General features: G+C 59.9%; 16 protein-coding genes and 1 other annotated feature. Of the genes, 6 read left to right on the forward strand and 10 right to left on the reverse strand.

Annotated elements, in window-relative coordinates; all coding sequences use genetic code 11:
* Window positions 1–534: 534 nt before the first annotated feature.
* The 4 genes from ndk to O9H32_RS14735 all read right to left on the reverse strand — a co-directional run bounded on the left by ndk (window position 535) and on the right by O9H32_RS14735 (window position 4,747).
* Entirely contained in the window at window positions 535–978 is a 444-nt protein-coding gene (gene ndk / locus O9H32_RS14720) for a nucleoside-diphosphate kinase (RefSeq protein ID WP_269866862.1), read from the reverse strand.
* A gap of 413 nt (window positions 979–1,391) precedes the next feature.
* Window positions 1,392–2,693: a UDP-N-acetylglucosamine 1-carboxyvinyltransferase gene (gene murA / locus O9H32_RS14725; protein WP_269866863.1), complete on the reverse strand. Its 1,302-nt coding sequence runs from the start codon at window positions 2,691–2,693 to the stop codon at window positions 1,392–1,394.
* A gap of 31 nt (window positions 2,694–2,724) precedes the next feature.
* Window positions 2,725–3,429, reverse strand: coding sequence for an FHA domain-containing protein (locus tag O9H32_RS14730; protein ID WP_269866864.1), 705 nt, complete (start codon window positions 3,427–3,429; stop codon window positions 2,725–2,727).
* Between the two features lie 103 nt (window positions 3,430–3,532).
* The gene (locus O9H32_RS14735) at window positions 3,533–4,747 is read right to left on the reverse strand and encodes a DUF2087 domain-containing protein (protein WP_269866865.1); all 1,215 of its coding nucleotides are present in this window, start codon (window positions 4,745–4,747) and stop codon (window positions 3,533–3,535) included.
* A gap of 212 nt (window positions 4,748–4,959) precedes the next feature.
* On the opposite strand from O9H32_RS14735, the gene O9H32_RS14740 reads away from it, so the two are divergent.
* Both O9H32_RS14740 and hisS read left to right on the forward strand, forming a co-directional pair.
* Window positions 4,960–6,492, forward strand: coding sequence for an LTA synthase family protein (locus tag O9H32_RS14740; protein ID WP_269866866.1), 1,533 nt, complete (start codon window positions 4,960–4,962; stop codon window positions 6,490–6,492).
* Between the two features lie 112 nt (window positions 6,493–6,604).
* Window positions 6,605–6,901, forward strand: a binding site (T-box leader).
* Between the two features lie 88 nt (window positions 6,902–6,989).
* Window positions 6,990–8,240 carry a histidine--tRNA ligase gene (gene hisS, locus O9H32_RS14745; RefSeq protein WP_269866867.1) on the forward strand — a complete coding sequence of 417 codons (1,251 nt, stop codon included), beginning with the start codon at window positions 6,990–6,992 and terminating at the stop codon, window positions 8,238–8,240.
* A 352-nt stretch (window positions 8,241–8,592) separates the two neighbouring features.
* Here the strand turns inward: hisS and O9H32_RS14750 are convergent, their stop codons facing one another.
* Window positions 8,593–10,353 (reverse strand): ABC transporter ATP-binding protein, encoded by a 1,761-nt coding sequence (locus tag O9H32_RS14750; RefSeq protein WP_269866868.1) that lies wholly within the window; start codon window positions 10,351–10,353, stop codon window positions 8,593–8,595.
* Window positions 10,350–12,110 (reverse strand): ABC transporter ATP-binding protein, encoded by a 1,761-nt coding sequence (locus O9H32_RS14755; RefSeq protein WP_269866869.1) that lies wholly within the window; start codon window positions 12,108–12,110, stop codon window positions 10,350–10,352. Before O9H32_RS14755 ends, O9H32_RS14750 begins: the two co-directional genes overlap by 4 nt.
* Before the next feature lie 273 nt (window positions 12,111–12,383).
* Here O9H32_RS14755 and O9H32_RS14760 point away from each other — a divergent pair, with 273 nt between their 5' ends.
* Entirely contained in the window at window positions 12,384–14,741 is a 2,358-nt protein-coding gene (locus O9H32_RS14760) for an EAL domain-containing protein (protein WP_269866870.1), read from the forward strand.
* A 321-nt stretch (window positions 14,742–15,062) separates the two neighbouring features.
* Here the strand turns inward: O9H32_RS14760 and O9H32_RS14765 are convergent, their stop codons facing one another.
* Window positions 15,063–15,524, reverse strand: a complete 462-nt coding sequence (locus tag O9H32_RS14765) for a GNAT family N-acetyltransferase (RefSeq protein ID WP_406627322.1) — start codon at window positions 15,522–15,524, stop codon at window positions 15,063–15,065.
* 289 nt (window positions 15,525–15,813) lie between these two features.
* Between O9H32_RS14765 and O9H32_RS14770 the strand changes: the two genes are divergently transcribed.
* Window positions 15,814–16,341: a response regulator gene (locus O9H32_RS14770; protein ID WP_269866872.1), complete on the forward strand. Its 528-nt coding sequence runs from the start codon at window positions 15,814–15,816 to the stop codon at window positions 16,339–16,341.
* A gap of 128 nt (window positions 16,342–16,469) precedes the next feature.
* On the opposite strand, the gene O9H32_RS14775 is transcribed toward O9H32_RS14770, so the two are convergent.
* Window positions 16,470–16,832 (reverse strand): response regulator, encoded by a 363-nt coding sequence (locus O9H32_RS14775; RefSeq protein WP_269866873.1) that lies wholly within the window; start codon window positions 16,830–16,832, stop codon window positions 16,470–16,472.
* A 326-nt stretch (window positions 16,833–17,158) separates the two neighbouring features.
* Here O9H32_RS14775 and O9H32_RS14780 point away from each other — a divergent pair, with 326 nt between their 5' ends.
* Both O9H32_RS14780 and O9H32_RS14785 read left to right on the forward strand, forming a co-directional pair.
* Window positions 17,159–18,127: a Gfo/Idh/MocA family protein gene (locus O9H32_RS14780; protein WP_269866874.1), complete on the forward strand. Its 969-nt coding sequence runs from the start codon at window positions 17,159–17,161 to the stop codon at window positions 18,125–18,127.
* 52 nt (window positions 18,128–18,179) lie between these two features.
* On the forward strand, window positions 18,180–19,199 hold the full coding sequence (locus O9H32_RS14785) for a LacI family DNA-binding transcriptional regulator (RefSeq protein ID WP_269866875.1): 1,020 nt from the start codon (window positions 18,180–18,182) through the stop codon (window positions 19,197–19,199).
* Window positions 19,200–19,324: 125 nt separating this feature from the next.
* Here the strand turns inward: O9H32_RS14785 and O9H32_RS14790 are convergent, their stop codons facing one another.
* Together O9H32_RS14790 and O9H32_RS14795 are read right to left on the reverse strand one after the other, a co-directional pair.
* On the reverse strand, window positions 19,325–21,820 hold the full coding sequence (locus O9H32_RS14790) for an EAL domain-containing protein (RefSeq protein WP_269866876.1): 2,496 nt from the start codon (window positions 21,818–21,820) through the stop codon (window positions 19,325–19,327).
* 107 nt (window positions 21,821–21,927) lie between these two features.
* Window positions 21,928–23,631: a methyl-accepting chemotaxis protein gene (locus tag O9H32_RS14795; protein WP_269866877.1), complete on the reverse strand. Its 1,704-nt coding sequence runs from the start codon at window positions 23,629–23,631 to the stop codon at window positions 21,928–21,930.
* Window positions 23,632–23,648 lie beyond the last annotated feature (17 nt).

Here is a 23,648-nt window from a genome sequence, read left to right on the forward strand (position 1 = left end):
CTCTTCCCTTCCGGGCGGTCCAGCCGCCTTTCCCATCCATCCAAAATTGTAAAACTTACTTTACGTAAAGGATACTTTACCTCATCATCATTGTCAAGGGTTCTTTACATTGCGCTGTAAGAAAAACGCCTGTCGGCGTCCTTTAAGATCTCTGCGTACCAGTCCATACGTTGGTGCACGGTGAGGGAGGGGTATGGGGTTCCAGCCGCTGTTAAAGTCCTGTGGACATGAATTAATTTCTTAGCGATAGCCACATGACTTTAAAGGCGGTCGCTTCGCTCCTCCCCCCATACCCAGCCCTTTTACTCTTCTATGCGTACCCCGCTTCTTTAAAGCGATGCGATTCTATACTATCAAGATAAACGGCTTCGCCCTACTTTGAGGACGATGCATGTTAATAAGATATATAAGATCACAGGATCGAGCCCAGGCGAAATATAAATTCTTAATCTATGCAAAAAACTGCTTGTCCCTGAGAACAAGCAGTTCGCGTACGACAAACAAAACCATCGCCTCTAGGCCGTTAAGCTCCGGCTAGATACATACCCGCAGCGGACAGTCGTATGTGATGAGTTCCTCTGCATGGAAGAAATTCGCGATCTCTCGTTCGGCACTTTCCACGGAATCGGAGCCGTGGATGACGTTGAAGCCTTTATGTACCGCATAATCCCCGCGAATCGTCCCGGGCGCCGCCTCGAGCGGGTCCGTCTTGCCGATCATATTGCGCGTAAGCTGTACCACGTTATCGCCTTCCCATACCATCGCAAAGCAGGGACCGGACGTAATGAAATCCACCAGTTCGCCGAAGAAGGGCTTCTCCCGGTGCTCTGCATAGTGCCTCTCGGCTTGCTCGCGGCCGAAGACGACCAGCTTGGCGGCGGTGAGCTGGAACCCTCTTTCCTCAAAGCGCTGTACGAGCCGGCCGACCAGCTGTCTCCGTACACCGTCGGGCTTAACCATCAAGAATGTTCTTTCCATGGGCTGCACTCCATTCTCTATCAGGGTTGGTATAGAATACATATCGGATGGGACCTTTTCTCATTGTGCCCAAAATATGGACTTTCCATGCCTCCTTTAAGACTCCGTATCTCTCAGATTCCACAATATAGAAAGCGGATTCACGACAAATAAAACATATCATATTGGCGTTATCAAGTAAATAGTATGTTCTATTTAAAGGAATTAGAGAGAAACGTTATAGAGCTATCAATGGGGCCTGTCCTCTTTCTTACACTTGAAAGACGCGGCAGAAACCGCGCCTCCCCCCTCTTACACTCGTGCAGGAAGATCTGGAGGGCCAGGAAGGCCGGGAGTACAACAAAAAAAGCAGGCTGCACCGTAAAGTGTACCTGCTTCTTATCTCTTATGCTGTGATCCGATTCACATGAGCTTCAAGAACAATCCGAAGACAACAAGAAGGACGCCTGCTGCGCTTGCGCGCCCGACTTCAGTTCCATCTTGGCCCCCAGCGCCCGGAAGCTTCCGATCACGTCCTCGTATCCGCGCTGGATATGCTCCGTTCCGGTGATCCGCGTTACTCCCTCCGCCGACAATCCGGCCAGGATCAGGCAGGCGCCTGCACGCACATCGGTCGCATGCACCCATCCGCCGGTCAACGGCCTTCCGCCCCGGATGAACGCCGTCTCCCCGCGCACCTCGATGTCCGCTCCCATCCGCCGCAGCTGGGGCACATGCTGGAACCGGTTCGGGAACACGCGGTCCGTAACGATGCTCTTGCCCTTCGCCTGGGTCAGAAGCGCCGTCATCGGCTGCTGCAGATCCGTAGCGAAGCCGGGATACATCGCGGCCCGCACCCGGACAGCCCGCACCGATCCGCTCCCGTAAGCGGTAATGCTGTTGTCGCGGCATACGGTGTCCACCCCGGCTTCGCCGAGCTTCGCGAGGCAGGAGCCGAGATGCTCCGGGATCACGTCGCGCACGGTAACCTCCCCGCCCGTCATGCCGGCGGCCATCAGGAAGGTGCCCGCGATCAGACGGTCAGGAATGACCGTATGCCGGCCCCCGTCCAGATACGGGACGCCGACGATCCGGATCCGGTCCGTCCCCGCACCGTATATCTTGGCGCCGAGCGCACTCAGGAACGCGGCCGTATCGACTACTTCCGGATCGACTGCCGCATGATACAGATGGGTCGTCCCCCGGGCTCTGACGGCCGCCAGCATGGCGTTGATCGTCGCTCCCGAGGTAACGGTGTCGAAGTAAATGTCCGCTCCCCTAAGCTCGGGAGCCTCTACCGTATACGAGTCCGCACAGGTGCTCACTTTGGCGCCGAGCGCCTGGAAGGCCTTCAGGTGCTGGTCGATCGGACGCGAGACGAAATTATCGCCTCCCGGGAAGCCCACCGTTACCCGGCCGAATTTGGCCAGCAGCGCCCCCGCGAAGTAATACGAAGCCCGGAAGCTCGACGCTTTGCCCGGATCGATTACCGCGCTGTGCAGATAACGGGGGTCCAGGATCAGCTCCCCTTGGTCGGACCACCGCATGGCCAGCCCGATATCCTGCCCGATCCGTCCGATCACCCGGACATCATCGATGGCCGGAATGCCCTCCAGCGTCACGATTCCGTCCGCCAGACAAGCAGCCGCCAGCAGAGCGAGCGAGCTGTTCTTGGATCCGGGGATACGGACCTCACCGTGCAGGGATCCCGCACCTTCCACTTCAAAATAATTCATTCGCGAAGCCCCGCTTTCTCTAGTCGCCGTATCATTTGGCATGGCTTCTCGCATCCGTCTCCAACACATAGCCGCTCCCGCGGACCGAGGAGATCAGGAAGGTGTCCTTGCCGTATTTCTTGCGGATCCGGTAAACCAGCGCGTTGAGCTCGTCCATGGTGACGTCCGGCGCCCCGCCCGGCCCGGCGGACCGCTCCGGCCACACGCATTCCTTAATCTCCGGAATAGGCACCAGCCGGTTCGCCTGGTCGTGGAGCAGCTGCAGCAGCAGGTACTCCTTCTCGGACATCGCGATCCGCCTGCCGTCTACCACGCACTCCCTCTTCTCCCAGTGGATCGCCATCGGGCCGAGCGGCGCTTCGAGGCGCTGGGTGATGCTCAGCGGCTCCAGCTCCATCGTCCGGTCGGCGAAGAGATACGAGAAGTGCATGACGGTCATCCCCTTGGCCAGCTTGATGATGTCGAAGGACTGCAGCGGATAAGCGCGGCCCGGTTCGATCAGCTCGCCGTTGAGCTCCGTACCGTGACGGCTGCCGCAGTCGTACAGCACCGCCTGCTCGCCCTCCTGGCGGATCAATATATGTTTGCGCGAGATGAACGCATTGGAGAACGCGAAATCCGGCGAATACGTATTGGAAGCGCGGCCGACCACCGTCTCCGGAGCGGCCAGGTTCAAGCAGGTTCCCGAACGGAAAGGCTCTCCCCGTATAACGTACAAACAAGCATAAGTATCCATTGCCCTCAATCCTCCCGGCAGGTCACGCAGAATCCTCTCTTATCATAGCGCACCCCTGCCGGGTTTGAAAAGCTTGCCTCCCTGATGCAAGCCTCACAACTCCCTAACGGCGGGCTCCGCCCTCCCCCGGCGCGGGATGGTAGCCCCGCTCCCCATAGGGCTGAAGCTCTTCCAGCCACTTGGCTTCAAGCCGGGCGAGCGCCTCTCCCGCCTCCCGGGACGCGAGCTCCTGTACCGGGCATTCCTCCAGCACTTCGAATGCAAAGCCTTCCCCGCCGGCGCTGCGGAACTCTTCCTGCAGCGCCGTGTTCGGATGCCCGCCGTTCTCCAGCTGGAACCAGCTGCGGTTCTTGGCACCGCCGAGGTTCGGGGAACTGCCGACTAGCATCCGGCCGGTACTCCGGTTGACGATCCGGTATACACCGGCTGGGCGCTCGCTCTCTTCATAGGCAAGCAGCAGCTCTTTGCGCTTCTCCCGGCCGGGTACCGCACCGGCGGCCAGGCTCTCTCCGGCAGCTTGGTTCTCCCCAGCCGCTGGGGACTCCTTCTCCTCCGTCAGCCAGTACGCGCTGCCGTCATCTTCGCGCTCCATGAATCCGTATTCGATCATATACCGGCGCAGGACGGCATAATCCGGCCAAGCCTGTTCTAGCACTTCGCTCACTTCCTTCTCGGTATACCGTTTGCGGGGTTCGAAGCGCTGCGAGAGGAGGCCGGCGATCCGGATCCGCAGACTCTCCTTGCCCGGCCAGCGTCGCAGCGGGCCGAACGCGCCGTCCGGGAACAGCTTGCCGAGTCCCTCGGGCAGCCCGTCGTCCTCGCGCCCGCCTGCAGAGGAAGCGGCACTCCCGGTTTTGGAAGCTGCAGCTCCCTTGCTCTCCTTGAGCAGCTCCATCATCGCCAGAAACAGCCGGGCCTGCTTCTCCTTCTCTCTGAGCATGAACCGGTGATTACGGATGGTCGAGGCGCTCCCTCCCCCGAGCTTCCGCTTCACAATCTCCCCATCGCTGACTCCCTCGTGGAACAGAAGCAGCAGGCTGCGCTGCAGATCGGACAGACCGGTCCACTTCTTGTCGAGTCCCGTCAAATAGTGCATCATGGAACGGTGGGCGGATACCACATGCTCTTTCATCCATTTCTCGGCATCGAGATACAATCCATCCCGCCCCTCACCTGCCGGATAGATCACGCCTTGTTCCGATTCGGACCCGCAGGCCAGGCAGCGGTAGACCCCGGTTTCGGCTTCCAGACGGTAGCCTCTTTTCAATTCCTCCGCGGTTGCGGACCACAGCAGTTCGGACGGTTGATGTTCCCCCATGAGCACAGCACTCCTTCATGCAAATTATATACAGATATCTTATTAATTAGTTGTTGTATTGTCAAACAAATATAAATTACGTTTGTTTAGTGTGTTGTATAACTTTAATTCGCTGGTGGTCTGCCCAACCTGTATCTCTCATGGCGCCTCTCGTGCTATAATAACATTACTTTCCATAAGCAAACGCATACAAATTACAGGAGACATGACCTATGGCGCGTTATTCCCGGTGGACCGCTGCGGCGGCCACCCTCCTACTTGTGCTGACCTTCAGCGCGTCGGAATACAGCAAACCCGAGGATCCGGTGCCGCTTCCCGATCTCAGCAAGCCGCTCTCCTTGTCTCCCGAAGAGCTCCAGAAGCCGCCTAACATCATTGTGCTGCTCAGCGAAGCCTTCTGGGATCCTACCCAGCTGCCGGGACTTACGTTCAGCCGGGATCCGATCCCGTTCTTCCATTCCCTGCAGCGCAGCTTCACGCACGGCACGATGCTGTCCCCCATGTTCGGCGGAGGCACGGCGAATGTGGAGCTTGAGGTGCTGACCGGTCTATCTTACCGTTTTTTCCCTGACAATTCGATCGTGTACGAGCAGTTCATCAAGCAGCCTACGCCTTCGCTTGCTACGATCCTGTCGGCTCAAGGCTACACTGCGACCGCCATCACGCCGTTTCACCATTGGTACTTCACGTCCTCGGATGTCTACCGGCATCTCGGCTTCTCCCGGTACATCTCCCTGGAATACTTCGATCCGGACGAGTATGTGGGGCCGTATATGGGCGATGCGGCGGTGGGACGGCGGATCATCGAAGAGAGTCAGCGGAGCCCTGGCGCCGACTTTATTTTCGCCAACACGATGGAGAACCACTTTCACTATTATCCGGGCAAATTCAAACGCAATACGATCGACATCAAGGGAAGAACGGGGATCTCGGCGGGCACGATCGGGCTGGCCGAAACGCTCGCCCAAGGCATGTCGGGTGCCGACCGGATGCTGCAGCAGCTCGTCACCCATTACAGCATGGTAAGGGAGCCGACAATTATTGTATTCTTCGGCGACCACCTGCCTTCGCTCGAGAAATACGACGCTTATGTGGACACCGGGTATATCTCGGGTACGGACGATCCCGACTTCCTGGAGAAAATGCACACGGTGCCCCTCGCCATCTGGAACAACTACCTTCCCCGGGAGCAGAAGGATGAACTCCATATCAGCCCTTCCTTCCTCAGCCCTTATGTGCTCAAGATGGCGAACCGGGAAGGGAGCGAATTCACGGACTACTTGTCCCGGCTCTCCGCGAAGCTGCCCATCCTCCCGCCGGAGGCTCAGTATGCGAAGTACGGCGTGGATCCCGAGCTGGCACGGGACTATGCGCGGGTCCAGGCCGAGCAGCTCGCCACCGCCCGGCAGCTTGCTCCGCAGCGCAGCGAATCACCGTTCGAGCTTGGCTACGGCCCTCCACGTCTGGAGCGGGTCACGACCGGATCGCCGTCCGCCCTGCAGGGCGGCCAGAGCCCGCTGCAGCTGACCCTCGAAGGGGGCCGGTACGGGCTCGGCTGCACCGTCTACATCGACGGGCAGGCCGTGCCGACGACCTGGCGCAGCGAGACGCTCTTGCAGGCCCTGGTTCCCAAGGAACTGATCGGCGGCACCGGTACGCTGCACGTACAGATCAAGGTGGTCGATTCCCAGGAGAAAGTCATCGGCGTCTCGGAGTCGGTCGGCGTGCAGGTGCAGCGGCGCTAACCCCCTGCCGTCCATCTGTGGAGGAGCCCTCTTGACAATCCCGAATCCCCCCATGTAGAATATTTGTAAGTTTGTATGGGACTAATATCCATATTTACCATATCCTCATAGCATGCAGGCGTTGACAGGGAGAGTAGGTCTATTCCCATGTACGTTCAGAGAACCGGTGGATGGTGCGAACCGGCCGTACGAAGAGACCGAAACACACCCTTGAGCCGTGTCCCGAACCGCAGCCATGCCCTCTCCGGGGATGATTGCTAAAGTAGGCGGCACCGGAGACTTCCACCGTTATCAGCGGAAGAGGGGTTAGTCGTCTTGACCCCTACAGAGCGATGCCGTGCTCCCCTCGACCGAAGGATCGGTGCGGCATAACATGGGTGGTACCGCGAGCTGAAGCCTCGTCCCGTTTGGGATGGGGCTTTTTGGCGTTCCGTTCGCGGCACAGGAAGCCTGCTGCATAGTTTATTCACTATTTCAGAATCAGGAGGGATACGACAATGGCAACAAAAGAATGGAACCGCCCCCGCGGCACAGCTGATGTGCTGCCTCAGGAAAGCCCGCTGTGGCACCGTATGGAAGACGCGGCAAGAAAGGTGGCGAAGCTGCATCATGCCCGGGAAATTCGTACGCCCCTCCTGGAATACGAAGAGCTCTACAGCCGCAGCGTCGGAGGGGCCACCGACATTGTGGAGAAGGAGATGTATACGCTGACCGACCGGGGCGGCCGGCAGCTTGCGCTGCGCCCGGAAGGCACGGCGGGCGCAGCCCGTGCCGTCCTGCAAGGGAGGCTCTATACCGGCCCCCTGCCCTTGAAGCTCTATTACATCGGCCCGATGTTCCGCTATGAGCGTCCCGGGCAGGGGCGGCTGCGGCAGCACACCCAATTCGGCATGGAATCGGTCGGCAGCGCCTCTCCGCTGGCCGACGCGGAGCTGATCGCCTGCGCCCTGCAGTTCTATGAAGAGCTCGGCCTGCCCGGCCTGACCGTCTCGGTCGGCAGCGTCGGCTGTCCGGGGTGCAGAGGGGCGTATACGGTCCGGCTCCAGGCCTTCTTGCGGGAAGCGGCCGATGCGCTCTGCCCCGACTGCATCCGGAGGACAGAGCTGAACCCTATGCGGGCGCTGGACTGCAAGCAGACCGCCTGCCGGAGCCGGCTGGCGGACGCCCCGTTGCTCTCGGCAGCGCTCTGCCGCCCTTGCAGCGAACATGCCGCCGGTGTCGACGCCCTGCTGGATTCGCTGGGCCTGGCCTACGAGCGGGATCCGCTGCTCGTCCGCGGACTCGACTATTATACAGGCACCGTGTTCGAGATCCTGCACCGGGGTTCGGCGGTCTCCGGCGGCGGCCGCTACAATGCCTTGTACGCCGAGCTCGGCGGACCTCCGCTGCCGGCCGCCGGCTTCGGGATCGGCCTCGAACGGACGCTGCTGCTCCTGCGGGAAGCCAAGGTTCTGCCGGCTGCCGATGCCGGCGGCCCCGACGTCTGGGTCGTCCCTGCGAGCGAAGCGGCCATTCCCCGGCTGCTCCCGGTCCTCGCTTCCGTACGCCGGGCGGGACTCAGCGCCGACTCTCCGCTGGAGCCGGCCGGCTGGAAGCAGGCGCTGAAGTCGGCGAACCGGGCCGGCGCTTCTTATCTGCTGCTGCTCGGCGAGGACGACGACCCAAGTACCGTCCAGGTCAAAGACCTCGCGACCGGCGACCAGGAGCGGCTTACGCTCGATGCCTTCCTGTACCGCTGCGGCAAATAGCCGGGGACGGCTGGCGAATCCGGATGTCCCAAGGCTTCGCCGTGAGGACGGGCACCTTGCGGGTATGCGTACTGCATAACAAAACCCTCCATGTCCGAAACCTGGAGGGCCTTGCCAGATTGAAGTAAGCTTGAAGTCTAGGCAGGTTGAAGAGAAATGGAATGCGCTAAAGAGAAGGCCCACCCCCCGGATGAAACCGGGCGGGCGAATGCCGTATTCAGCAGCGCAAGAGGGCCCCCCCTTTTATGACTGCCTGCTGCAGCCGCCGCCGCATGTGCCGAAACTTGTCGACTTCTGCGCTTCCCCGGGAAATAGCCGCCCGCGGACGGCTCTGCCCACAGCATGCGGCGCTTCATCCCTCGCCCCGGTGCCATAGCCGCTGCAGCTCCTCGCTGGTCTCCAGCAGCTCCGCCAAGGTGCCCGAGGCCTCGATCCGGCCGTCCTTCAGCACGAGAATGCGGTCCGCCCGGGCAAGCGCCGCCTTGCGGTGGGATACGACGAGGCAGGCGGCGCCGGAGCGCTGGGCCTCGAGCCGCTCCCACAGCTTGCTCTCCGTGTCGACGTCGAGGGCGCTGGAGAGGTCGTCGAAGACGAGCAGCTCCGCCTCCCTGACGAACATGCGGGCCGCCGCCGTGCGCTGGGCCTGGCCGCCGGAGAGCTTCACGCCACGCGGGCCGATGACGGTGTCCATGCCGCTGCCGAGCCGCTCGAGGTCCTCTTCGAGCACCGCCGCATGTACGGCACGCGCCAGCCTCGCTTCATCCTGCTTCATCCCGAGCAGGATATTATTCTCGAGCGTATCGCTGTACAGCCTTGGGATCTGCGGCGTGTAGGCACTGTGCGGCGGGATGAAGAAGTCGGATGGCTCTTCGACCTTCCTTCCGTTCCACCGCACCTCCCCGGCCTGCTTCGGCAGGAGGCCGAGCAGCGTCCGCACCAGCGTCGTTTTGCCCGAACCGACCCGGCCGGTCACTACCGTGAACGATCCCCTCCCGAGCTCCAGATGAATATCTTCGATGCCTCTCCCCGTCTCGGGGTAACGGTACGTGAGGCCGGCCACGCTGAGCTGGTGGAGCCGGTCCTCCTCTGACCGCTGCGCTTCCTGCGGCTCCGGGAGATTCCCCCGCAGGAGCAGCGGATGATGTTCTGTCATCTTCTGCGGCGGAGCTCCCTGCAGCAGGCTCTGCAGCCGCTGCTGCGCTACGGTGCTCAGCTTATAGTAGGTCATGAACTTGCCGAAATTCTGGATAAACTGGGTAACGAAATTCAAATAGTATACGAATAAAGCAAAGTCCCCGACCGTGAAGGCTCCGCTGCGCATGGAGTCGGCGGCGAGAATCAGGATCAGGCCCGTACCGAAATTGACGGCATTGCTGAAGATCGACTCCAGCGACGTGCTCATGAGCCGGTCCTTCAGCATCGCATCGCGCCGCTGTTCGCCGAGCTCACGGAACCGCCGGATCACTCGGTCCTCCGCCCCCGCGACCTGGATCGACTGCACGGTGCTGAACATCTCCGAGATCGCGCCAGTGACCTGGCTCGTCGCTTCCCGGCTCGCCGCTCGGTACTTCTGCAGCATCGCGGTCGAGAGCTGGGCGACAGTGACGACCACCACGAGCGGCAGGAACACCCACAACGTCATCTCCGCGTTAATGCGGATGAGGATGAAACAGGAGACCGCCGCGAACAGCGTCATGCCGAACGCATCCACCGACCAGCTGACCGTCTCCTCCACCTGCTCGACATCGTCTCGGAAGGAAGAGATCGCTTCGCCGGGCGAAGTGGGGATTGCCCGGGCACCCGGCTCCTTGAGCACATGGCTGAGCAGGTTGCGGCGCAGCAGGCCGCCGACCCGGAACCGGAACTGCACATCGGTCATGAAGCCGAAGAGAATCAGCACCACCCGGGCGAGTGCGGCTGCGAGCAGCAGCACAATAATCATGCCGAGGCTCAGCGAATAAGGCGAACTGCCGGAGAGCATATCGAAGAATGCCTTCGTGAGCAGCCCCGGCACGATCGGCGCCAGATAGATCAGCGTCCAGGCGAGCGCATTCAGCAAATAAAGCCCCAGCCTGTAGCGGGTCAGCCGCCACAGGAACGTAAAGGTCGTCATACCAGCATCTCCTCCATTCCCACCTGCAGCATCCGGGCATACCGGGACTCGGGATCCCCGCGAAGCACTTCCCTCTGCCCTTCCTCGATGATGCGCCCGTCTTCCAGGATGAGGATCCGGTCGGCCCGTTCGATCGTGGCGAGCCGGTGGGCGATGATGATACAGGTCCGCCCGACAAGCAGCCGGTTCATCGCCCGTTCGATCCTCTGTTCCGTCGCAGGATCGAGCCGCGAAGAGGCTTCGTCGAGAATGACGAGACCCGGATCCGCCAGGAACACCCGCGCGAACGACAGCAGCTGGGCTTCGCCCGCAGACAGTCCCCCTCCGCCTGACTCCAGCTGCGTACCCAGCCCGCCCGGCAGGGAGTGCAGCCAGTCGTGAAGCCCGAGCTCACCGAGCACCCCGGTCACCAGCTCGTCATCGATCGTCTCATCGAAGAAGGTCAGGTTGTCCCGCAGCGTGCCCTGGAAGATCTCGATGTTCTGGGTGACCATGCCGACCCGGCTGCGGAGCTCGCCTAGCGTTGGCTCCCGGAGATCGATGCCGCCGATCCGGAGCGCGCCGGCGTTCACATCGTAGAAGCGCAGCAGCAGGCGGGCCATCGTCGTTTTGCCGCTGCCCGTGCGGCCGAGCAGCCCGAGCACCTGCCCCGGCTCCAGACGGAAGCTGAGGTTCTCGAGGGTCCGTCCCCGCTCGTCGTAGCTGAAGGAGACACCATCGAATTCAACGGACAACGGACCCTTCGGCAGCGGCGCCCCCGGACCGTCGGTTATGGCAGGCGGGGTAGCGAGCAGCTCCCTTACCCGGATGATGCTCGCATCCGCCTTCTGCAGATCTTCCATCTGTGTACGGATCTGCTCGATGGGCCTCGCCATCAGCTCCGTATAGTAGAAGATCATATACACAGCGCCGAGCGTGATCGCCCCCTGCTTCCACATGGAATAACAGATAGCAAAAGCGACCGCGCTGCCGACCGTAAACACCAGGAGGGTCGTGATCCACATCGAGGCCCAGCCGAGAAAGGCGCGGATGCGCAGCGGCAGCCACTCCCTCATCAGCAGATGAAACCGGTGCATCACATATCCCGTCGCCCCGTTGGCCCGGGTATCCTCCGTCCCCTCCAGGTGCTCTCCAAGAAATCCGTAGAAGCGGGCGCTGATTTCCCGTAGCTTGCCCCAGTGGGGAACGGCGAACCGACGTATGTATTGAATGGAAGCGAGCGCGAAGACCACGAATAACAGCATGCCTGTCCCGATCTGCCAGCCTTCCCGGTACAGGAGGACGAGCATGCCGACCATGAGAACGGCATTGCTGAGCAGCGTAATCACGAAGCTCGAGAAAAAATTCGACAGGGCGTTGATATCCCCGTCGACCCGCTCGATGATCGCTCCCGAGGTCTGGGATTTGTGGAACGACATGTCAAGCCTCAGACAGTGCGCGGCCACATCCACCCGAAGCTGGTTGGTGGCAATCCAGCCAACACTGGCTCCGACGTAGGTGGCCCCGACATTCACCGCCTGCTGGAGCAACGTTGCGGCCAGGAAGAGGCCGGCGGCATAGTATAGCGGCCGGCTGCTTGGCTGGGCCTGCGCCGTATCGATAAAGTAGCGGATGATCTGCGGTGTAACCAGCTGCATGGCGATGCCGAACAGCAGCAGAAAGGTCAGCAGGATCATGCTTTTGCGCTGATGCTTCAGGTATTGCGATAAGAGAAGCATATAGTCGCGGACGGGGATTTTGGGCAGCCCTTTGGCCATAAGATTCACCTCGATCAGTGCAGTTTGGTATAATCGGTTCCTGTCCCGGTCACCGGGTAACGATAGTATTACATTCTAACATATCCTGCCATCCCTCTCTATAGGACAAGGGAACTTGCGATGGCGGCCTTATCCCTTGCTTCATCCTTTCCTTACCATGGATCGGCCAGAAGGATTTGGCGCCATTTTGTCGAATTAGATTAGTCGTAATAGGTATAGACAACAAGAAACCTAAACGGTTACATCATGCCGTTCTACATATGGAGGTACACCATGACACTGACTGATTACCTGATATGGGGCTTTTATTTTTTCCCTGGCCTTCTGTGTGTGATCATGGCATGCGAGATGGAATGGCGCCATAATGCCAAGGGCCGTACCGCTGCCGCACTGATGCTCTCACTCGCCTCGTTCTTCTTCGGGGAGATGGTGCGCGCCCTGCTGCCCCTAGAGTATTCGCTGCCCATCCTAGAGAATTGGACCGGGATCTCGGGGGGCTTATCGGTAGGCTTCGCCTATCATTTCTACACCCAATTTGTTCGTTTAAACGAACGCGTCCATCCCGTTCTTTATTACAGCATCTGTTATGCTCCGCCCGCCGTGCTGACGCTGCTCCTCCAATCCGGCTACACCAGCCTGATGTTTCGCGGCACGGCCGTCCAAGGCCCGTGGAACAAGCTGCTGATCGAGCCTACGGGGTATTTTGTCCTGATGATCTTCGTCCTTTTTTATATCTCCGCCTATATTCCGCTGGTTCTGCTCGCCCGGCGGCAGGCTCCCACCGAGCGGATGAAGCACAAATACGCCATACTCGCCGCTTCATCCTCCATTCTGTTCGTGTGGGTATTCCTGTTCGGCGTCATCGCCGAGCTGGTGCCTCCTCCCGTACCGCTGCCCTCGCTCTTCTTCGTCTACGGCACGATTATCTGGGTGGGCATGATCCGCTATCTCATGATCAAGTACGACTTCCTCTCGTCGATCGGCAACCGGTACCGGATTCTGTTTGAAACCGCCCCGCTGAGCATCATGCTGCTGGACAGGGAAGGGCGGATCCGTGAGCTGAATCCTACAGCGAAGAGCATGTTCGGGATCCATCTGGCTGCCGGGAACTCCATCCTCGATATTTTCCCGGAAGAGAAACGACCTGGAGCGCTTGACATTTACCAGACGGCGTTCGACTCCAGAACCGCACACCGGGGCCATATTTATACGATCACAACGGCGCTCGGAGCTGCCATGCACCTGTCCGTCGACTGCGATTACTTCGAATATGAGGACGAGCTGCTCCGCATGGATATCACCCGGGACGTGACGGAAGTGAAGCAGGCGGAAGACCGGATCCGGGAGATGGCTTATTCGGACGCGCTTACCCGCGTCGGGAACCGGGCCCAGTTCCATAAGCGGTTCGGGGAGCTCGTGGAGGAACGGCCCGAGCGGGACATGGCTGTGCTGATGCTCGATCTTGACCGCTTCAAGCAGATTAACGACGTACTGGGGCACGGCACCGGCGACCGGCTGCTGGTGCATGTCGCCTCGTCGCTGGCTTCGGTGCTCTCCGGGACCCATCTGATCACTCGTCTGGGCGGCGACGAATTTCTGGTGCTGCTCACGGATGTGGGCCGCGGGGAGGCCGAGCGGACGGCGCAGCGCATACTGGAGAAGATCAGGGAACCTTTCCGGATCGCGGACCAGGAGCTGCACTTGACCTCGAGTATCGGCATCGCCCATTACCCCGGTGACGGACGGGATACCGATACGCTGATGAAGCACGCGGACAACGCCATGTATCGGGCGAAGGGAAAGGGCAAGAACCGGGTGTGCGTCTACGATCTCCAGATGAACCGGGAATCCCAGGCCCGCTTCGAGCTGGAGCAGCGGCTGCGCCTGGCTCTGGACCGAGGCGAGCTTACCCTGCACTATCAGCCTCAAGCCGAACTGGCCACCGGCCGGATCATCGGGACGGAAGCCCTCGTGCGCTGGAACGCCCCGGGCGAAGGATTGATCTCCCCCGACCGGTTCATTCCCGAAGCGGAGGAGTGCGGCCTCATCGTGCCGATCGGGCACTGGGTGCTCGAAGAGGCCTGCCGGCAGAACATGGAGTGGTATGACCGGGGCCGGCGCTGGAGCGTCTCGGTCAATGTATCCGCACAGCAGCTCCTCAGACCCCAGTTTCCCGGCGAAGTCCGGGCAGTCCTGCAGCGTACCGGGCTCCCCCCGGAGCTGCTTACGCTTGAGATTACCGAAACGGCGGCCATGCGTGATCTCGATCATACCCGCTGGATGCTGAAGGAGCTTACCGGACAAGGCATCTCGGTCGCGCTCGATGACTTCGGCACGGGCTACTCCTCGCTGGGCCTCATCCGGCAGCTGCCGGTGCATACCATCAAGATCGACCGTTCCTTCGTCCAGGACATGACGCAGGAAGGCGGCAACGGCGTCATCGTCGAAGCGCTGATCACGATGGCGAGCAGTCTCGGCATGTCCACGGTAGCGGAAGGCGTGGAGACCGAGGAACAGAGGAGCCGGCTGTCCCGCATCCGCTGCGTTGCGATGCAAGGGTACCTGCTCAGCCGGCCTGTGCCTGCGGAGACGATCACCCAGCGGTATGTCGCTGCACCTGAGCTTTCGTAGGCTGCTGCCCCCCGGCTGGCCTACAGTCAGGTGGCAACGAGCCCATGCTGAAGGAATACCGGTTACACCTGCTCAGCCCGTTATGCCGCTTCCCCCGAGGCAGCGGAGGCTTGAGGCCCCCGCTTTCGACTGACTGCAGCTGCATCTGCCGGATTCGAATGATCCCTGCACGAATGATTCCCTGCAGACAAACCGAAAGCGGAGGTCCAAGACCTCCGCTTTCGGTTCAATGTTATGTCTGGAGAGAACCATCCAGCCGGAAGGCTCTTCCCTAATCTATTTCTCAGACAGCCCCCTCAGGAGCTATTCCTCCAACAGAAGCTATTGCTCCGCAGGAATACCCTCCTTCAGCACCTTACGCATCCGCACATGCCAGATCCCCGCATCGAGGAACGGTTCCTGCGAGATGGTAGTGTAACCCAGCTTGCGGTAGAACGCTTCCGCCTGCACCTGTCCGTCGAGGATGACGGCAGGCACGCCCGCCTCCCGCACATCCTGCTCCATCGCCTGGATGAGCAGGCGTCCGAGGCCCAGGCCGCGGCGTGAATCCAGCACGGCGATCCGCTGGAGCTTGGCCGTGTCCTCATCGTACATCCGCCAGCGGCCTGTGCCGACCGCCTCTTCCCCATCCCTCACCAGCCAGTGGCGGCAGGATGCGGGGCTGTCGTCGAACTCGTCGATCTCCTCCTCCGCCGGCACCTTCTGCTCTTCCACGAAGACGGCGGTTCTTACTTCCAGACACTCGCGGAGCTGCTCCACCGTCTCCACGGGCATTACTTTCATTGCCACTTCCAATTCCTCCCTTGACACGATAAAGGTCTGCGCGCGGTTACGCTTCGAAGACCTGCTTTCCTCCAAGGAGCGTCACTTTGCCCCCGATGCCCTGCCGCGACAATCCCGCCGCGAAGTCTTACTTATTGTAACTGGAACCCCCGCCGATTTCAAAAGAACGCGCAGAAGCCTGTTCATACTGTTTCAATAGATGCCAGGCTGGGTAATTCCCCGTGAACCGGGAATGTGAAACGCCCCTTGGGCTTCTACACTCCCTCTGAACCTCAAAGGAGATCTGACCATGCCTCACAACTCCCTGAACCCCAAGGAAAGGGCGGGAACCGTCTGCCACGACCCGGCGATGCAGCAGGAAAGAAGCGGCGGAAACACCGAAGCTCCTGCGCCGCCTGGGACGGAAGCTCCGGCAGCATCCTCGTCCATGCGGATCTTGGTAGCGGAAGACAACAAGATCAACCAGCTCGTACTGACCAAGATGCTCGGGAAGCAAGGACATCGGGTCGAACTCGCGGAGAACGGCGAAGAAGCGGTTGAGCTGGCGCTCGGCCACACTTATGACCTCATCTTTATGGATGTGCAGATGCCGGTCATGAATGGATTCGATGCGTCGCGGATCATCAGAGAGCGGTTGGGCGATGCGTGCCCCGTCCTCATTGCGGTAACCGCGAATGCGCTGCCGGGCGACCGGGAGCGCTGCCTGGAAGCCGGAATGGACGAATATATCAGCAAACCGATCACCACCCGGATGATCGCGGACATGCTGTGCCGCTTTGATTCCCGGGCTTCCGCTGCGGAAGCCGGGACGCCTTGAGAACAAAGTAAACACCGGTGCGGCCCTCCGCACCGGTCTTTGTGTCTGTACCTCTTCTGCAGTTGAACGCACCTGCACCCGGGCTGCTCTCCCGGCGCAATTCTATTTACTGCGTCGACGCGAGAAGGTCAAGAAGCAAAGGCTTTCTTGAGCGCTTCGCGCACCCTGTCCTTATTGAACGGCTTCACGATGAAGTCGCTGGCCCCCATGGAGACCGCACGAATCAGCAGGGCCTGCTGGCCCATGGCCGATACCATGATGACTTTGGCTTCCGGATGGCGGCTGCGGATCTCTTCGAGCGCCGTCATCCCGTCCATCTCGGGCATGGTGATATCCAGCGTCACCAGGTCGGGTTTTATTTCTTCATACTTTGTCAGCGCTTCCATCCCGTTGCTTGCCTCTGCGGCAATCTCATAACCCAGTTCCTGGATGACATTTTTCAGTATCATCCGCATGAACAGCGAATCATCAACGACCAGAATTTTTTTCATCTCGGCCTCAGCCCCCGTCTCATCGTTGTTATCCCTTCAGGTGAAGCATTGGACTGCATACCAAATACCCCGCAATACCGTAAGGGGCCTTGTGTGCGCTGTATCAGCGTCTACGCTGCTTAGGGGTTCTCTATCCGGCTACCGCCCGTAAAGGCCGTGCCGATCCGGTCCGGTTACCGGGAATTCGTACATAGGTGTACGTATTATAGCATTATCCTCCAAAGAAAGACAAGAAGGGACGAAACCTGCAAAAGAAAGTGGCTCCCCTCCTCCCCCCTTGGTATAATGGTCTGGACTATCAACCGGCTGGAGAGGGGACGAACGCAATGAAAGAGATACGATGGGGGATCATCGGCTGCGGCAGCGTGACCGAAGTCAAAAGCGGCCCCGCCTTCCAAAAAGCCGAAGGCTCCCGGCTGACCGCCGTCATGCGCAGGGACGGACGGCTGGCGGAGGATTATGCGAAACGGCACGGCGTACCCAAATGGTACGAGCATGCGGAAGATCTGATTGCGGACGAGGAAGTGGATGCGGTCTACATCGCTACCCCTCCCGCGTTCCACAAATCATATGCCATCGAAGCCTGCCGGGCAGGCAAGCCGGTATACGTCGAGAAGCCGATGGCGATGAATGCGGCGGAATGCGAAGAAATGGCGGCGGCAGCGCTCCGCTATGGCGTACCGCTCTATGTCGCCTACTACCGCAGGGCGCTCCCGAGGTTCACTCAAGTGAAAGCGTGGCTCGACGCCGGTGCGATCGGCGATATTCTTACCGTGAACACCATGCATATGGCGCAGCCCCGTGCCGAAGAACGCGACGGCTCCTCGACATCCTGGCGCATCCGCCCCGAACTGTCGGGCGGCGGCTACTTCTTCGATCTCGCGAGTCATACGCTCGATCTGCTCGATTATCTCCTGGGTCCAGTCGGGGCGGCCAGCGGCTTCGCTTCGAATCTCGGGGGATACTATACCGCGGAAGATACGGTGACGGGAGCCTACCGGTTCGAGTCGGGCGTGCACGGCACCGGCACCTGGTGTTTTGCCGCCGACCGTTCCTTCGAGTACAATGAAATCGCCGGCACGAAGGGGCGAATCGAGTTCTCCACCTTCACCGAAGCGCCGGTGAGGCTTATCCTAGAATCCGGTACGGAAGAGCTGCACATCCCGAATCCCCCCCATGTACAGCAGCCTCTCATTCAAGGGATTGTGGACGAGCTTCTGGGACGGGGCAGCTCGCTCAGTACGGGCGCATCGGCTATCCGCACAAGCAGGGTAATGGATGCCCTCGTGCGCTGAGCCGCCCTCCTCCGTCCTGCATCAGACTGTTTAATGAAGGAAGCGGTTCCGCATGAAAAAAGTAACGATCAACGATATCGCCCGGGCTGCGAATGTAGCCAAATCGACCGTATCGAAAGTCATGAACGACGCTCCTACGGTCTCGCCCGACACCAAGCGGAGGGTCCGGGCGATCATGAAGCAGATGAACTATACGCCAAGCTCCATCGCCACACAGCTCGCCCGCCGGAGCTCCTCGACGATCGGGCTGCTCGTGGACTTGTCGCGCAAGGCCGATTTTTTGAACCACTTCTTCTATACGATCATCGGCGGAATCGAGAATGTCGCCGGCCCGCTGCATTATGAACTTACCATCTCGAACATCCAGTCGGCCGGCGAGGACAACTTCATGAACAGGCTCGTCCGGGGACGCAAAGTGGACGGACTCATCATGGAGAAGTCCATCCTGACCCGGGAGCAGCTGGAGGAGCTGATCGCCCTTCAGTTTCCGTTCGTCTCCATCGGTGCCATAGCGGATGCCCCGGACGTCAGTTCCGTCGATATCGACAATAAGCTGGGAGCGCAGATGCTGACGGAGCATCTGCTCGGGCAAGGCTGCCGGCGCCTGGCCTTCCTCGGCGGAGACCCCTCCGACTCCATCTTCGAGAGCCGCAGATCCGGCTTTGCCGGCAGCTTGGAGCAGCACGGCCTGCAAGGCAGTGTCGCCTGCGGGGAGGGCACCGTGCCGGAAGGATACCGCCTGATGCGTGAAAGGCTGGCATCGGGGGAGATCCCGGACGGGGTCGTATGCATCAGCAACTATATTGCCTTCGGGGTCCTCCAGGCCGTTCAGGAGCGGGGGCTGCGTATTCCCGAGGACATCTGCATCGTCACCTTCGACGACTACCCACTGGCTCCATATACGACTCCCCCGCTCACCTGCCTGCTGCTCGATACCTTCGAGCTCGGCGCCGAGGCGGCTTCCATGCTGATGGAACGGATGGACGGTTCCCCCTGCCCGGTGGAGAACCGCCTGATCACGCCGACCCTGATTCCCCGGCAATCCTCCCTGCGCCTGCCGCCGGAAGACTGAAGAACTGCCTGCCGCTCGCTGCTTCCGAATCAGGAATGGGTATCGAAGCGGCATACGAAGAAGCCACCCTACTGCCGGACATCGGCGGGAGGGTGGCTTTTTTTGCGTTTATGCTATTTTTGCGGTTATGCTTTATTCGGATGCTGGGTATTGTCCGGGTCCGGACGCTGGTCTGACTCCGAAGGCTCTTCATTCCTGGGGGGCAGTCCCACGGCCACCAGCTCCTCCCAGAAGCGGCTGAACGCATCCGCGCGCAGCGGCGGGCTGTAATAGTACCCCTGCACCTGATCGCAGTTCTGCTCGCGGAGAAAATCAAGCTGCTCTTTCGTCTCCACTCCCTCGGCAATGACCGACAGCTTCAAGTGATGGGCCATGGCTACGATGGTCGCGACGATAGAGGCCCCGCTCTCTTCCTTATAGATATCGCGGACGAACGACTGGTCGATCTTCAGCTTATCGATCGGAAAGCGGTTCAGGTAGCTCAGCGAGCTGTAGCCCGTACCGAAATCGTCCATGCTGACCTTGACCCCAAGCGACTTCAGCCTCAGCAGCGTTCCTTCGGTTGCGGCCGCATCCATGGCCATGCTCTCGGTAATCTCGAGCTCCAGGAACTCCGGCGAGAGACCGGATTCCGTCAGGGCCTCCTGTACCATCTCCACGAGATTCGGCTGCTCGAACTGCTTGATCGACAGGTTCACCGAGACAGGCACCGGCGGGCGGCCCTCCAGCTGCCATTGCCGGTTCTGCCGGCAGGCCGCCCGCAGCACCCAGCTGCCGATCGGATTGATCAGGCCGCTCTCCTCGGCTACCGGAATGAAGATGCCGGGAGGAATATTCCCGCGCTCCGGATGATGCCAGCGCAGGAGAGCTTCCGCGCCGATCAGCTTCCCGAACATGTCGAGCTGCGGCTGGTAGTGCACTTCGAACTGCCCGCGCTCGATCGCTTCACGCAGCCCGTTCTCCAGTTCAATCTTCTCCTTCGTCTGCATGTCCATGTCAGCCGTGTAAGCCAGCGCCCGCCCTTGTCCTTCCTTCTTCGACCGGGACAAAGCCGTATGGGCGTGTTCCAGCAGCGTCTCTTCGGTCTCGGCGCTCCCGGACAGAGCGTAGCCGATACTGAAGCTGAGATACAGCTTATGCGCATCCAGATCGAACGGAAGGCGGAGGGCCTCCACCAACTGCCGGACCTCTTCCTCCGGATCCTTCCTTCCGCTCCACGGAAGGAGAACGGCGAATTCGTCACTGCCGATTCTCGCCACCGTGCTTCCTTCCCAGGAAGCGCCCTGCAGCCGGCCCGCCAGCTGTCGCAGAAGCGAGTCGCCCAGCTTCGAGCCGATCGAGTCGTTCATCATCTTGAAGCGGTCGATATCCAGCAGGAGGAGCATGATATCCGGACTCCTGCCGCTCTCGCGGATCTGCGACAGCAGGTATCTGCGGTTCGGCAGCCCGGTCAGATCATCATGATAAGCCATATATTCGATGAGCCGCTCGTTCTCTTTTTTCTTCGAGATATCCTGGATAATCCCGTAGACGCCGGTGACCTTGCCGTCGATATGGATCGGTACGGTCGTAATGTTGACGGCTACGGAATATCCGTCCTTATGCAGGACCACAGACTCGAATTGGGCCGATTCGCCGTAGGCGACGGCTTCATTGAAGTACTGCAGAAGCTCGGCATGGTTCTTGGAGGATTTCAGTTCGGACAAGAACAGCTCGAGCGATTCGTTCTTGCTGAAGCCCGTAATCCGGGTAATCGCCGGATTCACCGACGTGATTCTTCCTCCGAGATCCAGCGAGACCACGCCGTCCAGATTATTCTCGAAGAGCGACTTGAACTGCTGGTCTCTCTCCAGCAGCTTCGTGGTGGCTATCGCGATCCGCCGGTCGAAGAACGCAATGAGAAGAGCGGCGGAGAGCAGGACCAGCGCGGCCAGGCCTACCCCGTACCCCAAGGAAGTCCCTCCCATGACCAGGCCGTGGGCATGCTCCTGCGAATCCACCGGCGTGAAGCGTGCCGCTGCCATGCCTGTATAATGCATGCCGGCAATCGCACCGCCCATCACCAGGCCGCTTGCCACCTTACGGTAGAAGGATTTCCATCCGTTCTCGCGGCTGAAGTAGAACGTAAGCCATAGGGCGGATATGGAAGCCGCCGCTGCTACGGCCAGGGAAGCGGCGAATGGCAGCGGGGCATAGGAGATGGATGCATTCATCTTCATCGAAGCCATGCCTGTATAATGCATGGCCGCCACGCCGAGGCCCATCAGGAGCCCGCCGGCCAGCAGCCGGGGCATCCGGAGGCGGGTGCGTGCGATCATGGATAAGGCGGCGTAAGAACCTAAGACGGCGAACAGCATGGAGAGGAGCACCCCTCCAAGATCATAGCTTGTATGTATCGGCAGTTGGAACGCCAGCATCGCCACAAAATGCATAGACCAAATCCCGATTCCCATTGCGAAGGCAGCCATGAGAAGCCAAGCCCGCCTTGCCCTTCCCCCGGATGAAGCTACCCGCCCTCCCAGATCAAGTGCGGTATACGAAGCAATGACGGCGATAACATAAGACAAGACGACGAGAACCCGTTCATACGATCCTTCGATACCCAGTTCGGTCGGGTGCATTTCAACCCTCCTTCATTTTAGTCGAATAAAAGGACACCAGAAGCCCTCTCCCGCTTCAGGAATGGGCTTCTGGTGTACATGCCGCATAGAGCACCAGGAAAGAACTCTTACAGCTTGAATATCGCGAGCGATTCCTGCAGATCTTCCGCCAGGCGGGACAGCATGGCAGACGCTGCTGCTATCTCTTCCATCGTCGCGTTCTGCTCTTCGGCGGAAGCGGCTACGCCCTGTGAATGCTGCGAGGCTTCCATCGCTACGCCCGAGATCACGTTGAGGTCCTTGACGACCTGATCGGTCTCATGACGGATATGCTGGGCGTCCTGCACCGATTTTTGGGAGATCTCATGCACCTTGGCGATGGCATGACGGATGTTCTCGAAGGCGGTGCCCGCCTGTCCGATAATGACCGTACCTTCCTTCACCGCCGTGTTGCCTTCTTCCATGGACACCATGGCATGGTGGATCTCGCCTTGGATCTCGGTGATCAGCGTATTGATCTGGTCGGCAGCCTGACGGGATTGCTCCGCCAGTTTGCGGACTTCCTCGGCGACGACGGCGAATCCTCTGCCGTGCTCGCCCGAGCGGGCCGCTTCAATAGCCGCGTTCAGCGCAAGCAGATTGGTCTGCGTAGCGATCGTCGAGATGAGCGAGACGATGTCGCCGATCTTCGCGGACTTCTCGCCAAGCGCGAACACATAGCGGGAAGAAGAAGATACCTTCTCTTCGATCAGGCCGATCTGTGCGACGGACTGGCTTACTACGCGGTTGCCGCGCTGGGAATGGTCGATCGCTTCGTTCGACGTCTGGGCGACATCCTCGAGCGAACGGTTCACCCCGTCCACGCTGCGGGTGAGCTGCTGGGAAGATTCCAGCGACTGCTGCATCGTACGGCTCTGCTTCTCCGACCCGTCGGCAATCTCTTGTACGGCGACCGTAATGACTTCCGTCGCCTGTGCCGTCTGCTCGGCGGAAGCCGTCAGCTCCTCGGACGTGGCTGCAACCTGCTGGGATGCGAGGATGATGTTCGACAGCTTCTCGCGCAGGCTCACGGCCAGGCCGCTGATATCCTTGGAGAGATCGCCCACTTCGTCGCGCAGTGTGATCACCGGCGCCTCTGCGGTCAGGTCTCCGTCAGCAATACGCGACACGTAAGTCGAGATGCGGCGGATCGCGCCGCCGATCTGCATCGAGATCCACGCGGCTGCCGCGATGGCGAACAGAATCGCGATGATACCGAGCGTGATCATGATCGTCTTGCTCGAAGTGATGATGGAGCCGGCTTCGGCGGATTCCATCTCGGCTTCCAGCCGGTTTGCTGCTACAAGCTCCTTCACGGATTCGTTTGCTTTCTTGCTCAAATACTTCATCAAGTTGATCGTCTTTATCTCCGTAAGCGAACTGCCCGGTGTCTCCACTTCCTGGATCAACAGCGGGATCGTGCCCTCAAAAGCTTCCCAGTCATTCGTAAACTGATAGTAAAGCCTCTCGGTCCCGTGCCCCTGCGGCATGCTGCCATACTTTGCACGCAGCTCTTTCATTTTACTTTGTTCTGCAGTGATGACTTTCTTCAGTTCTTGGATTTCGCTGTATTTGCTGGTGCTCAGCATCTGAAGCATGCTATTCTCCATATTCTTCATCGACAGGCCCATGTCATTAATCAGCACGACTTGCTGAAGTTGGACCGAGGTGATTCTCGTTACCGAATCCCCCAACATAGAGATCCGGAAGAGGCCGACCACGTTAGCTACCACCAGCAGGAAAGTACAGAGCAAGAACCCGCTAACCAGTTTGGCGCGAATGGAAAATCTCATAAAATATTTCTCTCCTT

It is taken from the genome of Paenibacillus caseinilyticus (assembly GCF_027533645.1).
GTDB lineage: Bacteria > Bacillota > Bacilli > Paenibacillales > NBRC-103111 > Paenibacillus_G > Paenibacillus_G caseinilyticus.

Excerpts from the sequence above, each read along its gene's own strand:
- O9H32_RS14750 (WP_269866868.1), bottom strand. The coding sequence starts at position 10,353 with ATGACGACCTTTACGTTCCTGTGGCGGCTGACCCGCTACAGGCTGGGG.
- O9H32_RS14760 (WP_269866870.1), top strand. The coding sequence starts at position 12,384 with ATGACACTGACTGATTACCTGATATGGGGCTTTTATTTTTTCCCTGGC.
- O9H32_RS14780 (WP_269866874.1), top strand. The coding sequence starts at position 17,159 with ATGAAAGAGATACGATGGGGGATCATCGGCTGCGGCAGCGTGACCGAA.
- O9H32_RS14730 (WP_269866864.1), bottom strand. The coding sequence starts at position 3,429 with ATGGATACTTATGCTTGTTTGTACGTTATACGGGGAGAGCCTTTCCGT.
- O9H32_RS14795 (WP_269866877.1), bottom strand. The coding sequence starts at position 23,631 with ATGAGATTTTCCATTCGCGCCAAACTGGTTAGCGGGTTCTTGCTCTGT.
- O9H32_RS14770 (WP_269866872.1), top strand. The coding sequence starts at position 15,814 with ATGCCTCACAACTCCCTGAACCCCAAGGAAAGGGCGGGAACCGTCTGC.
- murA (WP_269866863.1), bottom strand. The coding sequence starts at position 2,693 with ATGAATTATTTTGAAGTGGAAGGTGCGGGATCCCTGCACGGTGAGGTC.
- hisS (WP_269866867.1), top strand. The coding sequence starts at position 6,990 with ATGGCAACAAAAGAATGGAACCGCCCCCGCGGCACAGCTGATGTGCTG.
- O9H32_RS14765 (WP_406627322.1), bottom strand. The coding sequence starts at position 15,524 with ATGAAAGTAATGCCCGTGGAGACGGTGGAGCAGCTCCGCGAGTGTCTG.
- O9H32_RS14775 (WP_269866873.1), bottom strand. The coding sequence starts at position 16,832 with ATGAAAAAAATTCTGGTCGTTGATGATTCGCTGTTCATGCGGATGATA.
- O9H32_RS14740 (WP_269866866.1), top strand. The coding sequence starts at position 4,960 with ATGGCGCGTTATTCCCGGTGGACCGCTGCGGCGGCCACCCTCCTACTT.
- O9H32_RS14785 (WP_269866875.1), top strand. The coding sequence starts at position 18,180 with ATGAAAAAAGTAACGATCAACGATATCGCCCGGGCTGCGAATGTAGCC.
- O9H32_RS14735 (WP_269866865.1), bottom strand. The coding sequence starts at position 4,747 with ATGGGGGAACATCAACCGTCCGAACTGCTGTGGTCCGCAACCGCGGAG.
- ndk (WP_269866862.1), bottom strand. The coding sequence starts at position 978 with ATGGAAAGAACATTCTTGATGGTTAAGCCCGACGGTGTACGGAGACAG.
- O9H32_RS14755 (WP_269866869.1), bottom strand. The coding sequence starts at position 12,110 with ATGGCCAAAGGGCTGCCCAAAATCCCCGTCCGCGACTATATGCTTCTC.
- O9H32_RS14790 (WP_269866876.1), bottom strand. The coding sequence starts at position 21,820 with ATGCACCCGACCGAACTGGGTATCGAAGGATCGTATGAACGGGTTCTC.